Source organism: Massilia timonae, from assembly GCF_001866515.1.
In the GTDB taxonomy this organism is placed as follows: Bacteria; Pseudomonadota; Gammaproteobacteria; order Burkholderiales; family Burkholderiaceae_D; genus Telluria; species Telluria timonae.
The window spans coordinates 5,231,153-5,245,066 of record NZ_JRYB01000001.1 but is presented as its reverse complement, the minus strand read 5'-3'; the positions used below and the strand labels follow the sequence as shown (position 1 = coordinate 5,245,066).

The 13,914-nt window shown below is 70.7% G+C and carries 12 protein-coding genes; 6 read left to right on the top strand and 6 right to left on the bottom strand.

The genetic code is table 11. The features are described from left to right. Positions 1 to 15 precede the first annotated feature (15 nt). From LO55_RS22245 to LO55_RS22230, 4 genes are read right to left on the bottom strand one after another with little or no spacing between them, the layout of a single operon-like run. Complete coding sequence (locus tag LO55_RS22245; protein ID WP_071363153.1) at positions 16 to 858, bottom strand: EamA family transporter; 843 nt, start codon at positions 856 to 858, stop codon at positions 16 to 18. A 3-nt stretch (positions 859 to 861) separates the two neighbouring features. Then, a complete protein-coding gene (locus tag LO55_RS22240; RefSeq protein ID WP_071363929.1) occupies positions 862 to 2,106 on the bottom strand; it encodes an MFS transporter in 1,245 nt (414 codons plus the stop codon). A gap of 50 nt (positions 2,107 to 2,156) precedes the next feature. After that, on the bottom strand, positions 2,157 to 2,828 hold the full coding sequence (locus LO55_RS22235; RefSeq protein WP_071363152.1) for an HD domain-containing protein: 672 nt from the start codon (positions 2,826 to 2,828) through the stop codon (positions 2,157 to 2,159). Beyond that, on the bottom strand, positions 2,825 to 3,490 hold the full coding sequence (locus LO55_RS22230) for a ribonuclease HI family protein (protein WP_071363151.1): 666 nt from the start codon (positions 3,488 to 3,490) through the stop codon (positions 2,825 to 2,827). Before LO55_RS22230 ends, LO55_RS22235 begins: the two co-directional genes overlap by 4 nt. Before the next feature lie 87 nt (positions 3,491 to 3,577). Here LO55_RS22230 and LO55_RS22225 point away from each other — a divergent pair, with 87 nt between their 5' ends. Next, positions 3,578 to 5,497, top strand: coding sequence for a S9 family peptidase (locus tag LO55_RS22225; protein ID WP_071363150.1), 1,920 nt, complete (start codon positions 3,578 to 3,580; stop codon positions 5,495 to 5,497). Positions 5,498 to 5,521: 24 nt separating this feature from the next. Here the strand turns inward: LO55_RS22225 and LO55_RS22220 are convergent, their stop codons facing one another. Both LO55_RS22220 and LO55_RS22215 read right to left on the bottom strand, forming a co-directional pair. Beyond that, the gene (locus LO55_RS22220) at positions 5,522 to 6,034 is read right to left on the bottom strand and encodes a YXWGXW repeat-containing protein (protein ID WP_071363149.1); all 513 of its coding nucleotides are present in this window, start codon (positions 6,032 to 6,034) and stop codon (positions 5,522 to 5,524) included. A 173-nt stretch (positions 6,035 to 6,207) separates the two neighbouring features. Then, positions 6,208 to 6,444, bottom strand: coding sequence for a hypothetical protein (locus LO55_RS22215; protein ID WP_071363148.1), 237 nt, complete (start codon positions 6,442 to 6,444; stop codon positions 6,208 to 6,210). A gap of 224 nt (positions 6,445 to 6,668) precedes the next feature. On the opposite strand from LO55_RS22215, the gene LO55_RS22210 reads away from it, so the two are divergent. The 5 genes from LO55_RS22210 (at position 6,669) to LO55_RS22190 (ending at position 13,892) form a co-directional block, all read left to right on the top strand. Continuing rightward, a complete protein-coding gene (locus LO55_RS22210; RefSeq protein ID WP_083415508.1) occupies positions 6,669 to 9,794 on the top strand; it encodes a penicillin-binding transpeptidase domain-containing protein in 3,126 nt (1,041 codons plus the stop codon). A gap of 91 nt (positions 9,795 to 9,885) precedes the next feature. Further along, the gene (locus LO55_RS22205) at positions 9,886 to 11,196 is read left to right on the top strand and encodes a hypothetical protein (RefSeq protein WP_071363146.1); all 1,311 of its coding nucleotides are present in this window, start codon (positions 9,886 to 9,888) and stop codon (positions 11,194 to 11,196) included. Further along, positions 11,193 to 11,753, top strand: a complete 561-nt coding sequence (locus LO55_RS22200) for a hypothetical protein (RefSeq protein ID WP_229410213.1) — start codon at positions 11,193 to 11,195, stop codon at positions 11,751 to 11,753. The genes LO55_RS22205 and LO55_RS22200 overlap by 4 nt, the downstream gene beginning before the upstream one ends. A gap of 25 nt (positions 11,754 to 11,778) precedes the next feature. Next, positions 11,779 to 12,885 (top strand): hypothetical protein, encoded by a 1,107-nt coding sequence (locus LO55_RS22195; protein WP_229410212.1) that lies wholly within the window; start codon positions 11,779 to 11,781, stop codon positions 12,883 to 12,885. After that, complete coding sequence (locus LO55_RS22190; protein ID WP_071363144.1) at positions 12,882 to 13,892, top strand: hypothetical protein; 1,011 nt, start codon at positions 12,882 to 12,884, stop codon at positions 13,890 to 13,892. The genes LO55_RS22195 and LO55_RS22190 overlap by 4 nt, the downstream gene beginning before the upstream one ends. Positions 13,893 to 13,914 lie beyond the last annotated feature (22 nt).

Sequence of the window (13,914 nt, the reverse complement as noted above, 5' to 3'; positions counted from 1 at the left end):
GACGGTAAGTACGCTTCACGCCAGTCGCACCGCGGCCGCGCCCAGCGCCACGAAGGCGGCGCCGCAGATCCGGGCGCGGGTGGCGCGCTCGCGCAGCACGAAGACAGCGATCGCGGTGGCGAACACGATCGAGGTTTCGCGCAGGGCGGCGACCACCGCGACGGGTGCCTGGGTCATCGCCCATAAGGCGATGCCGTACGAGCCGGTGGTGGCTGCGCCGCCCATCAGCGCCAGTCCGGGATGGCGGATCAGGTAGGTCGGCAGTTGGCCGGCGCTGCGGCGCCATGACAGGGCCGCGATGCCGATCCCGGTAAACAGGAATATCCACGCGGTATAGGCGGCCGGCGCGCCCGAGCGCCGCACGCCCAGGCCGTCGACAAGGGTGTACGCCGCGATCACGGTTGCGGTAAGCAGGACCAGGGCGGTTGGACGCAATCCGCCCGAGGCATTGCCGCGCGCGCCGAGCGTCAGTGCGGCGCCGCCGGCGCAGATCAGGCCGATGGCGGTCCACTGGGCGCCATGCAGTGACTCGCCGGCCAGCAGGCCGCCGCCAAGTGCCACTAGCACCGGTGCGACGCCACGCATCAGCGGGTAGGCATGGCCGATGTCGGCCACCCGATAAGCCGCCGCCAGAAGGAGATAGTAAGCGATCTGCAGCATGCTGGAAGCAGCGATGAAGGGCCAACTGGACGCATCCGGCGCAGGCAGGAAGGGAAGCGCGAGGGCGGCCAGCACGCCAGCGCCACTGGTCACGGCGAGCGCCGCCATGAAGGTGTCGGGCTGCGACTTGAGGGCGGCATTCCACGCAGCATGCAGGAAAGCCGCGCACAGGATGGCGGCGAGGACGGAGACTGGCATGGCCTAGGCCCTCACGTCGGCATATTGATGGCTGTGGAAGTAGCGCCACGCGACGAGTAGTGCCACCGCCTGCATGGCCGCGCACACGAAGAAGCTGCTGCCGACCCGCCAGTCGCCGGGGGGCAGGTGGCTGACCGCGCTCAGGATGGCGGTGCCGAGCAGCGGCGTGACGATCACGCCCAGGCTGCCGATCGACTGCAGGGAGCCCATCAGCTCGCCCTGCTGGTCGGGCGGCGACGATTTCGACACGATGCCCTGCAGCGCCGGGCCGGTGGCGTAGGCCAGCACGTTGGCCAGGATGAAGACGTACATCATCCAGCCCCGGGTCGCCAGGCCATAGGCGAGGAAGGTCAGCATGCCGGACGCCAGGGCCATCAGCGACAGCCGCACCTCGCCGAAACGGTGGATCAGTTTGCCCAGCAGCCAGGCCTGGACCACCACCGAGCCGAGGCCGACGCAGAACAGGGCGATGCCGTTGTCGCGCGGCGTCCAGTCGAAGCGGAAGGTGGTGTACAGGACCCAGGTCGATTGCAGCATCATCTGGGCGAAGGTGGCCAGGGTGATCACGACCACCAGGCCGCGGATGTCCTCGCGTTTCACCAGTCGCAGCAGGGCGGAGAAGGGATTCAGGCGCGCCAGCCTGAACGGTCCGCGGCTTTCCTTTGCCAGCGACTCCGGCACGAACAAGAAGCCATACACCAGGTTCGCCGCCGACAGCGCCGCCGCGACGTAGAACGGTAAATGGAGGTCGGCGTCGCCCAGCACGCCGCCCAGCATCGGGCCGCAGATGAAACCGAGGCCGAAGGCGGCGCCGATCTTGCCGAAGCTCTTGGCGCGGTTCTCGCGGGTCGAGATGTCGGAGGCATAGGCCGAGGCGACCGACATGCTGGCCGAGGACATGCCGCCGATGATGCGGCCCACGAACAGCCAGGCCAGGCTGGGCGCCCAGGCGGTGACCAGGAAGTTCAGGCACATGCCCGCCATCGAGTACAGCAGCACCGGACGGCGGCCGATGCGGTCGCTGAGCGCGCCGAGCGCCGGCATGAACAGGAATTGCAGGATCCCGAAGGTCGCCGCCAGCACCCCGTACCACAAGGCCCGCTTGTCCGGCCCGTCGACGAACTGGTCGAGCAGCAGCGGCAGCACCGGAACGATCAGGCCGATGCCGAGCATGTCGATGAAGACGCAGACGAGGACGAAATTGAGCTTGCCGGGGACAGCTTGCGGTGCTGCGGTCGAACTGGTCATGGACACCTCGGTCAATACAGTTCGTCTATCTTAGCATTGCTACAAGTGGTCTAGGTTGGGGTCCAGGTTCCACTCCATTCGGCCGCGAATTCCTCGCGGAAGGCCAGCAGCTTGGCCAGCCGTTCGCGGCCCAGCTCACGCGCGGCGTCGGTCTGCATCATGTCCGGGAGCTTTTGCAGCTTGACCATGATGTGGTCGAGGCCGTAGCGGCGGTCGTCGAAGTCGCGCTCCTTTCCCAGCGGGTCGCTTGGATGGGCCAGGCTGCTTTCCATGCGCCCCGCGATATAGAACATGCGCGCCAGCCCCACCAGGCCCAGGCCGTCCATGCGGTCGGCGTCCTGCACGATCTTCGCTTCGATGGTCTCGGGCGGGATCGCCGCCGAAAAGCTGTGCGCCTCGATCGCATGCGCCACGGCGTCGAGTTTCTCGCGCGGGAAGCCGAGATGCGCCAGCTGGTGGCGCGCCAGCCGCGCCGAGCGGCGGGAGGCCTGGTCGCGTTCGGGGTCGTTCTTCGGCAGGTTGACCAGGTCGTGCAGGTAGCAGGCGGCCAGCACCACCAGGCGGTCGGCCTCGGGGTGGTGGACGAGCAGGGCTTGCGCGGTGCGCCAGACGCGGTCGAGGTGGGCGCTGTCGTGGGCGCCGTCGGTATCGGCGCTGCCGGCGGCCATGGCGGCCAGCCTGGTGCGCCAGCCGGCGAGATCGGTATTGCTCGTGTCGGTCATGTTTCCTGTTCCAGGGTGAGGGGCGGCACGGCGCGCTGCGACAACGCGTCGGCCCGGGCATTCTTGTGGCGCGGGATCCAGCGCAGCCGCGCCTGCGGCAGGCGGGCCAGCAGGGCCAGCGCCTCGCTGCGCAGCAGCCCCAGCGCCGGCGCGCTGGCGCCATCGGGGGCATTGACGTCGTCGATCACGACCTGGCTGTCGCCCAGCACCAGCAAGTCGGTCGCGCCATGGTCGATGGCGGCGCGCAGCACGGCGTTCAGGGCGCGGTATTCCGCTTCGCTGCTGTTGCCATGGCCGCCGTCGACGGAAAGTTCGCAGCGCTGGCCGGCCGGCCCTTCGAGCACGGCGCCCAGTCCGCAGCGGCCCGGGTTCGGCCGCGCCGAACCGTCGAACCAGGCGCGCCAGGCGCTGGCCTCCGGTCCCGCACCGCGGGTGCGCGCGGCGGCGACGCTGGCCTGGCGCCGCGCGGCCTGCAGTTCGGCGTGCCGGCGCTGGGCCTGGCGCGCGGACAGCAGGCTGGCCAGTCCGGCGCTGCCGGCGCTGAGCGTCAGGGTGCGTGCCAAGGCATCGGCCTCCGGCATGCCGGTGCGCGCCGTCAGGCGCCGGGCGGCGGACAGCTCGGTCTTGAAGGCGGCGGCTTGCAGGATGGCGAGATCGATCATGGCGAGAGCATAACCGATTCGCGATTGTTGACAGGTGTTAAGACTTTTGAAACACTCATCCCGTTGAACTCAACCACAGGAGAAGGTATGCGTCAGAATCGCCGAGCTGTCAGTCTGTCCCTGTTCGCCATGCTCGCCGGCGCCGGCCTGGCGCCGGTGCAGGCCCTCGCCCAGGCCGCGTCGGCCAGGCCGCGCGCCCGGGCCGTCAAGCGCTACACCATCGAGCAGTTCATGGCGACGACCTCGCTCACCGGCGCCTCGTTCAGCAAGGACGAGAAGCAGATCCTGTTCAGCAGTAACGAGTCCGGCATCTTCAATGCCTACACGCTGCCCGTCGGCGGCGGCAAGCCGCGCGCGCTGACCGCGTCGAAGACCGACACCACCTACGCCGTCGGCTACTTCTACAACGACGACCGCATCCTGTTCACGCGCGATGGCGGCGGCAACGAGCAGAACCACCTGTATGTGCGTGAACTCGACGGAAAGGAACGTGATCTCACGCCGGGCGACAAGCTGAAAGCCTCGTTCGCGGGCTGGAAGCCGGACGGCAGCGGCTTCTACGTCGTCACCAACGAGCGCGATCCGAAGTTTTTCGATCTGTACCTGTACGACGCCGCCACCTATGCGCGCACGACGGTGTACAAGAACGACAGCGGCATGAACGTCTCGAGCATCAGCCGCGACGGCAACTGGCTGGCCTTCAACAAGCCCGCCACCACGTCGGACAGCGACGTCTATGTGTATGACGTGCAGGCGCGCGAGATGAAGCACGTCACGCCGCACAAGGAGCCGGCCAGTCATTCGGCCGAGACGTTCGACCCGGCGTCGAAGCGCCTGCTGTTCACGAGCAATGCGGAAGGCGAGTTCGCGCGCATCAAGGCCTATGACCTGGCCAGCGGCGCGACGAGCGACGTCGAGAAAGCCGACTGGGACCTGCTGGGCACCGGCTATTCGCGCAACGGCCGCCACCGCGTCAGCATGGTCAACCGCGACGGCAGCATCGAAGTGCGCCTGTATGACGATGCCGGCAACCCGGTGGCCTTGCCCAGGCTGCCGGGCGGCGAGATGCGCCAGGTGACGTTCTCGGAGAGCGGCAACCTGATGGCGTTCTACCTCAACGGCGACCGCTCGCCCAGCAACCTCTACGTGCACGACTTCAGGAACGGCAAGACCACCCAGCTGACGCGCAGCCTGAACCCGGAGATCGATCCGAACGACCTGGTCGAGGCCGAGGTGGTGCGCTTCAAGTCCTTCGACGGCATGGTGATCCCGTCGATCTACTACCGGCCGAAGGGCGCGTCGCCGAGCGCGAAAGTGCCGGCGGTGGTGTTCGTGCACGGCGGGCCGGGCGGCCAGACCATGCGCGGCTACAGCGCCCAGATCCAGTACCTGGTCAACCACGGCTATGCGGTCCTGGGCATCAACAACCGCGGCAGCTCGGGCTATGGCAAGACCTTCTTCCGCGCCGACGACCGCAAGCACGGCATGGAGCCGCTGTGGGATTGCGTCGAGGCCAAGACCTGGCTGGCCAGCCAGGGCTATATCGATCCGGAGCGCATCGGCATCATGGGCGGCAGCTACGGCGGTTACATGACCCTGGCGGCGCTGGCCTTCCGGCCCGAGGCGTTCAAGGTCGGCATCGACATCTTTGGCGTCAGCAACTGGGTGCGCACCCTGGAAAGCATCCCGCCGTACTGGGAAGCGCAGCGCAAGGCGCTGTATGACGAGATCGGCGACCCGGTCAAGGACAAGGATTTCCTGGTCGCGACCTCGCCGCTATTTCACGCCCATCACATCCGCAAGCCGCTGATGGTGATCCAGGGCGCCAACGACCCGCGCGTGATCAAGGCCGAGAGCGACGAGGTCGTCGAGGCGGTGCGCAAGAACAAGGTGGAAGTCGAGTACGTCGTGTTCGACGACGAGGGCCACGGCTTCTCCAAGAAAAAGAACGCGGCCGTGGCGAACGCCAAGATCCTCGCCTTCCTCGACAAGCACCTGAAGCCCTGAGCCGCATCCCGGCCGCGCCGTGGCTCAGTAGCGGTGAGGATTGTCCGGGCGGCGGTCGTGGCGGTTGCGCACGCCGTCGCCATCGCGGTCGCGGTCATGGCGGTCGCGGATGCCGTCGCGGTCCCGGTCGCGGCCATGGTGGCGGTCGTGCTTGTCGTGCTTGTAGTGATGGCGGTCGCGATGGTCGCGGTAGTGGCCCGGCGGCGGGCCATAATGGTGGGCCGGACCGCGGTTCCAGCGCGACGGCTCCATCACCCAGCGTCCGTCGCGATGGTGCCAGCTCGGCGGGGCGTACACATAGCCGGGACGCGCGGCGACATAGTGGCCTCCCACCCAGTGGTGGCGGTGCGCGCGCCACTCCCAGTAACCGGGCGCCCAGACGTAGCCGCGGCGCGGCGCTGGTACGACTTCATAGATGGGCGCCGGCGGCGCGGTGTTGATCACGACCGAGATATGCGGCTGGGCGTGCGAGGCTTGCGGGGTGAAGGCAGCGGCGCCGATGGCGACCAGGGCTGCAATCAAAATAGGGGATTTCATGTTCGTCTCCAGATCCTTGAGCGGATGCGCTGCAATATAGCAATCCGGGAAACGAGACGTGGCGTTTGAAGCAAGTTCTTACAACTGAAACAGATCAGCGGGCGGCGCAGCTTCGGGCCGCCGCGCGCCGCATCCTGGCGGCGCGTCGGCGCAGGCGATCCGACCTGCGGCGTTCACATGCGGCTCCCGACGGTGACGGTGTCCGCCGCCAGCAGCTGCGATTTTTCGGCAGCGTCCAGGCGCTTCGCGCTGACCTTGACGACCGCCATCTTGTCGCCGCTGGCGATGGCGGCATCGCTGACGTTGTAGCTGCTTGCATGGGCGTCGGGAATCTTGGCCAGGTAACCGGCCGGGACGGCGACCAGGGCGGCGGCGATGAAGATGGATTCCATGTGCTTGAGGACGTTCATTTTGCGGCTCCGTTTAGTGAGTAGTGAGGGGTGGTCGGTGTGTCGATGTGTCCACTGTAGGCCAGCCGCCGCCCCGTCTCCAGCGACATGCGACGAGCCGTAGAAAACGCGGAATGAGCTGCATCGGGAGGCGGATAAAGCCCCGGACAGGCTGTCTTTCACGCTCCCCCGGCTAGATGAGCGCGAAGGGCGCGTGGGCGCCACGTAACCACCGGATGACAGGCATGCTCGCCACCCTGATCGACCAACTGGCCGCTTCGCGCACGGCGCGCCGGCGCTCCCGCAACCTGCGCGCAGGCGCCCGTCCGGCGTGCGCCGAGGCCGACCGGTCGCTGTCCATCGGCCCTGCCTGGCTGTGGGCCGTGCTGGTCGTGGTCCTGGGCGGCGCCGTCGCGCTGGCGATGCATGCGCGCGCGCTGCCGGACGGCGCAGCCGAGACGCCCGGCGCGGTCGCGCTGGGCGCCCTGCAGCCGCTTGCGCCGGGGCTCGACTTCGTGGTCCCGCGCGAGAGCGGCGTCTCGCTCACCCAGCACGGGGGGCTGGCCCTGCTGGTGGCGAGCGGCATGCGCGCCGGCCCGGCGCTGCGGGTCGACCTGTGCACCCAGATGCTCGACCCGGCGCGGCCGCGCATGCTGCCGCTGCGGATCGGCTATCCCTTCGACGAGGCGGCGCGCATCGCGGGCGCGGCCAATGCACCGCCGCGCAGCGTGCTGCTGGCCCGATCCGGCTCGACGATGCCACGCATCGACATCGCCGGCAATGCCGGCGCCGGCGCGACTGGCTTGACGCTCGCCTGGAACGCCGGCGCCGCAACGGCGGGCTGGATCGGCGATGCAAGCGGCGGCAACGTGACGCGCGCGCGCCAGGGCCAGGCCGTGCTGGGCAACAGCGGCTGGCTGCTGTGGGGCAGCGAGGCCCTGCGTTTCACGCGCCGGCCCAGCGCCGCCTGCCCGCAGGCGGGCGAGCTGGTGCTGCATCACTATCAGCCAGGCGCCGCTGGCGGCGCGGCCCTCGTGCAGGCCTTTCCGGCCCACGGCGCGAGCGTGGAGTTGCGCCTGGCGCCGGGCGCGTGGCAGGTGCCGCTGCGGCCTGGCCCCGGCATGGAAGACCAGGCGCTGTTCGAGGCGCTGCGCGCGCGCGGCCTGCTGCGCCAGGGGCGCGACGGCCTGGTCGAGCTGGCGCCGCGCGACCTGCTGGCCTGGCAGCAGGCCGGCCAGGAGGCGCGCGCGCCGCTGCCGGGCTGGGAAGATCACGTGCTGGACGTCGGCGACCGCCGCCTGCTCGAACGCCTGCATCACCGCGCCGACGGCGCCTATGTGCGCGAACAGGTGCGCATCTTTAACAGCGAGCGCCGGCTGGTGGCCTGGCGCACCCGGCCGGGCGCCGACGCGGTCTGGCATGCGCTGGTCGGCGGCGCGCCGGCCCCGCGCGAAGCCGGCTTGCCGGTGGCCGCGATGCGCCTGTTCGCACGCCTGCCGGAAGGCTGGGAACCGTGGCAGCGGGTCGGCGGCTGGGAAGGCGGCCGCCAGGGATCGCTGGTGACTTTGAATACACCGGCAACCGGCCGGCCGGTCGAGCTGCTGGTGGCGGGCCGGGTACGCGGCGTGATCGGCGCACGCGTGCTGGCCCAGGGCGCCTGCGACGGCCGCGCCTGCCCGGACCGCGAGGCGGTGCAGCGGCTGGTGCTGGCGCCGCTGGCCGGGGCGGCCGCGATCGCGGTGCAGGTCGAGCCGCTCGACCTGGCGGCGATGTCGGGCAGCGCCGACGCCGCCTACCGCCACCTGGCCATGGTCGATGGCCGCCTGGCCTGGCAGGCGCTGCCGGCCGGCGGCAGCGGTGGAACACGGCCCGCCGCCGTGCCGGTGCGCCTGCGCGACCGTCATGGCGAAGCGTTGTGGGCCGACGGCGCGCCGGCCGGAGCGGCGCTGGGCGCCGGCCTGGCGCCGCTGCTGGGCGTGCACCGCCAGCACGACGGCAGCGTGGCCGGCATGCTGGCGCGGCTTGGCGGCGCCGGCCACGAGGCGCAGCTGAGCCTCGACCTGGACCTGCAGGCCAGGGCCCAGCAGCTCCTGGACTGCATCGGCCTGCGTGGCGGACGCTGGGACGGCCAGGCCTGCGTCGGCGGTGTCGATGCCCAGCCGGAGCGGCGCGCCGGCCTGGTGCTGCTGGATGCGGGCAGCGGCGACATCCTGGCCGCGGCCTCCAGCGGCGGCGGTCAGGCCGAGCCAAGCCGCTGGGCAGAATTGCGCGACTTCGACCGCGCCGATCCGGCGCGCAGCCCACTGCGCAGCGCTGCCTTCCAGCACGACGGCGGCGCACACCGCGCACCTGGCTCGACTTTCAAGGTGATCACCGCCCTCGGCCTGGAAGGGGCGGCGCGCGGCGACGCCCCCCTGGACGGCCTGCTGCAGGGCTTGTCCCTGCACGAGGTGGACCGGCTGGCGCAGGCGGGCGGCTACGATTTCCGCACCGGCGCGCCGAGTTATCCTTTCGATGGCAACCGGGCCCGCATCACCAATTTCCGCGACCAGATCACCAGCACCCGTGCCCAGGATGGCCGCCTGGGCCTGGCGCAGGCGATGGCGCACAGCGTCAATACCTGGTTCGCCTGGAGCGCCGAACTGAGCGACCGCACGCTGATGGGACAGCCGGACGGCGGCATGCCGGGCGCGCGCGAACTGGAGCCGGGCGCGCTCGACACGGTGCGGCCGGTGGCGGCGATGGCGGCGCGGCTCGGCTTCGGCCAGCCGCTGCGGCTCGACGGCGGCCTGCTGCCGCCCGACTACCGCTGGGGCGAGTGGGACGCGTTGCAGGCCAGCGCCTCGCGCCTCGACCCGGTCCACAGCCGCCACGAACTGCGCCAGATGGCGATCGGCCTGCGCATGCAGGCCACGCCGCTGCAGATGGCGCTGGTGGCGGCGGCGGTCGGGGAGGGCCGCACCGTGGCGCCGCGCCTGCTGCTGTCGCTCGACGGCCGCGCGGCGCAGGCGACGCCGGGCCAGGCCCTGGGCGTGCGCCTGGACCGCGTGCGCGCCGGGATGAAGGGCGTGATCGACGGCGGCACCGCGGCCGGGGCGTTTCGCGGCGCCGGTTTCGACCTGCTCCGCCCCGGCCTGTACGGCAAGACCGGCACGGCGCCGGCCGGCCAGGACGAGCTGGCGACCGTCTGGTTCATGGGCTGGCTCGAGCCGGGCAGCCTGCCGGGCCAGACCGGGCGGCTGGCCTTCGCCGCATTCGTGAGCCATTCGGCGGCCACCGGCGGCGGCCATGCGGCCCCGGTCGTGGCGGCCCTGTTGCAATCGATGCAATCGGCAACAGAAGGGCAGTCGTTGGAAAAGAGGCACAAATAAGGTTCTTCTGCGCGCCTCAAGGCCGTGTTTGTATGGCATCATCTATTTCAATCCGCAAAAAATGCGGGGCGAAACAGAGGATGGGGTAGGTATGCGTTTGCCGGGAACCCGGTATCAGGAGCACGGTTGGGAGCAGGTCCGCAAGCTGCTGGGACACTGCTCCCTGCAGGCGTGCGCCCGGATCAAGCCGGCCACCTTGCTCGACCCCGATCCTGAACAGTCGCTCGGTGCCTATGTCGACGCGGTCGCCCAGGCCCTCGATGCGGCCGGCGCGCGCGCAGAGATGTACAGCAAAAGCGACGGCAACAGCTATGGCGACACCTGCGGCGAGCTGGCGCTGACCCTGGTCTACGAACTGCAGGCGCGCCCGGCCGACTGGGGCGCGCTGTGCGCGGCGGTGGCGGCCGAGCATGCGCGCATCGGCGCGTTCTGGAACGCAGCCGGCGGCGAGGCGCTGCTGCGCAAGAAATTCAACGACCTGTATGCCGTCCTGCGCGACAAGGTCGACAGCGACAATTACCAGGCCGCCTGCGGCCGTCCGTGCAGCCCGAACCGCATGTATGCCTACCGCATGCTCGATACCGCCTGGCACGAGGTCGCGCGCCTGCTCGAAGGCTGGCGCGAGCACGCGCCGCAAGTCGGCGCCATCCTGGGACGCGAGGTCGTGGCGATGCCGATCGAGGCGCGCCAGCTGCGCACCAGCGGCGACTGCAAGCCCGAATGGATCATGCGCTGGAGCGAGAGCCTCGAGGTGCATACCGGCGCGGCCGGCCCGTTGCACACCAGGTCCAAGCGCTTCGCCAGCCTCAAGAACAGTCCTGACAAGATCGGCGCCATGCTGCGCGAGATCGGCGAATACGAGCTGCTGTCGGCCAACCGCGACCAGGATTGGTTGCACGACGCGAGCCAGGCCCATGCCTGGCTGGACGACTACTGGCGCGTGCTGGATGAATCGGAACGGGGAAGCACGCCCGGCCCCGACCTGATCCTGGAGGCGCGGCAGGACGATCTGGATGTGGCCGAACCCGAGGCCGCGATCGATGACGATCCGCTCGAGGCGCGGGAAGCCGCGCGCCTGGCGCTGGTCGCTGAGCAGGTTTCACTCCCCCCCAACTATTCCTTGCTGGCGGCGCTGGCCGAGGACCGCGCCAGCTGGGCGGCGCGCCGGATGGCGCAGGATTCCCTGCCGGTGCGGCTGGCGGTGTATCTCAAGCTGCTCGGTCCATTCGACGACAGCTATCCGTCCGAATGGCTGGATCCGCAGACCGGCGAGCTGCCGACGATGCAGCAGCTGGCCGGGCTGGACGGGATCTCGCTGCCGACCCTGCGCAAGCGGCGCGACGCCGCGATTGCGCGCCTGAACGAGATGGCGGGAATGGAGGAGGAAAGACGATGGGCATGACGGAACTGGATCGCAAGCTGCAGGCCGGCGCCTTGCTGGGACGCCGGGTGGAAGGCGACCGCCTGGTGCTGGCCGACGCGGTGCTGGCGCAGGCGCTGGACGGCGGCCGGCCCCTGACGGCGAGCGAACGCGCCGCGCTGCAAGCCTCGCCGCTGACCTTGCGCCGCCTGCGCCACCTGGCGGACAGCCGGCGCACGCAGGCGCGGGCCGGCAACTGGCGCGGCAGCCGCGGCCTGTTGCGGGCGGCCGACAGCGGCAATGCCCTGAACCTGCTGCGCACCGACGACGGCATGTGGCGCCTGCACTTTGTCGACGCCGCAGGCAGCCTGGCCGTGGTCGTCCAGCTCGACCCGGAAGCGGCGGGGGCGGCCGGGGTGATGGCGGCGCGGCCGGCGATCCAGGTGCGCGATGGCCGCGGCGCCCTGGTACTCGAAGGACAACTCGATGCCGACGGCGAGTGCGAGGGGCGGTGGCCTTTCGCGGCGTCGCCCGCGGCGCATTTTCAGCAGCATGGAGCACGCTTCGAGGTCATCCCCGGCGTGAATCCAGTCACATAGTAGTTCGGACATACCCGGAAGGACGATGATGCTAGGTTCGCTGTTCAAGAGTACATTGCAGAACACGCTGCGGCCGCTGCGGCAACCGGAATTCGACGCGACGCGCCTCGGCAGCGCGGCGATCGCGCTGCCGGCGCCGAATGGCCTCACCGTCCCGCCGGGCTGCGCCGCCGTGCTGGTCGACCGGGGCGGACGCAGCCGGCGCCAGGCGGCCGGCAGCCGCATCGCCACCATCGAGGGTGAAACCGCATGGTGCGTCCATCCCGGCCCCTATGCCTGCGAGCTCGTGCCGTTCGCCGGCGCGCCCGAGATCGGCCTGCGGGTGCACTTCGCGATCGACGCCAGCGACCCGCGCGCCACGCACCAGCGCTTCGACCTGTTCCTGGCCAGCGAGGCCGGCTGCATGGTCGAGTTGACAGGGTTCGTCGAACTGGCGCAGACCGCGCTGCAGCGCGAACTGGCCCAGGGCAACCTGGAGCTGCCTCCCTGCACGACCCTGGAAGAGTGGAATGCCTTCCGCACCGGCTTCAACCAGCTGATGTATACGCGTTTCGGCGTGACGGTCGACGATTGCGTGCCGGTCGACCTGGGCGCCGCGCGCGATTATGCGGCCACGCTCGACGCGCGCCTGGCCGCGCGGCTCGATGCAGTCCAGCCGTCCGCCGCGACCAGGGAGGAGTTGGCGGCTGCGCCGGCGCCGCAGCAAGCCTTCGTTCCCGCCTGCGAGGATGCGCGCGCGCTGCGCCGCCTGTTCCTCGAGCTTCCGTGCCTGATGTGCGCGGTGCGCATGGCGGTGATGCCGGCCGACCAGGGACGCTTCCGCCAGCACCAGGAACTGCTGCGCCGGCTCGACCTGGTCAGCCTGGCGGTCGGCACCATGCCGGCCCTGGAGCTGGCGGCCCCCGGCCAGCCGCTGGCGCAGGAAGAGCAGTTGCGGCGCGCGCGCCACAGCCGGCGCGCCGCCGCCGCGCTGGACGAGGCATGGGCGCTGCTGGCGCGCCTGAAGGTGGCCGGCGAAGGCCCGCTCGACGCCCTGTTCGACGAGGCCGACCGCATCGTTGCCAATCTCGAGACCGAGGCCGGCGCGCGGCGCGCCGTCACGGCGCGCGAGGTGGAGCTGGAGGAGGCATGAGCGCAAGCGCAGACGCGAACGCGGTCCAGTGCCGCAGCATCGCCGCCGACGGCGGCATGCTGACGATCACCGCCACGCGCCGCCCGCGCGCCGGGCGCGCCGACGTCAAGTGCAGCGTGCCGGGCGCGCCCGGCGTGGCCGAGCGCATGCAGCAGGTGGTGCGCCTGGCGCGCCACACCGAGCCGCGCTTCGACAGCCGCGACCAGGTGGTGCTGAGCCTGGACCGGGCGCCGGCCGACGGGGACCGCGACTGGGAACTGGCGGCGGTGCTGGCCGACCGCGTCGTGCGCGACGTCTTTGCGCCGAGGCGCGAGGTCGTGGCCAACGGCTGGTCGGACGCCTGGCACCTGGGCCGGATCGACGGCCGCAGGCTGGCCGGCGCCCCGGACGGCGTGCTGCTGGGCGGCGCCGACGCCCTGGCGCACCTGGGCGCGCTGAACGGCCAGCCCGATCCTGGCGCCGGGATCTCGAGCGCGCGCGCCTGGTTCCCGCTGCACAGCGGCGGCGAACACGATGGCCTGGGCTGGGTCGAGGTCAGCGTGCGGCCGCTGGCCAGGGCCGGACGCGAAGACGATGATCCGGTCAGCGTGCCGGACGTGGATGCGGTGCGCCAGGCCCAGGTGGCGGCGGTGCTGGCCGGATCGCGCCACTTCGACGGCCGCGGCCAGGGCCAGTGGCGCACCACGGTGCGTTTCGGCGAGCCGCGCTTTTCGGGCGACTCTTACCAGCTGGCGCTGGTGATGGCCGACCGCATGGCGCGCGGCCGCGAATTCCTGGCGCGCGGCCGGGTGATCGCCACCGGCAGCTCGAGCGCCTGGCATGCGGGACGGGTCGAGGCGGTCGAGGCGCTGGCGCCGAAATGCGCGCTGATCGCGCGCGAGGCCGGCGCGGGCGACCGCGTCCTGCTGCCGAAGGAATGGGAAACGGCCCTGCCGCAGGGCTTGCGCGAAGCCCTGCGCGCGCGCGGCGCCAGCCTGGCCTGCGTCGAGCGGATCGGGATCATCTAGCAGGCGTGTTGATTTGTTTGAC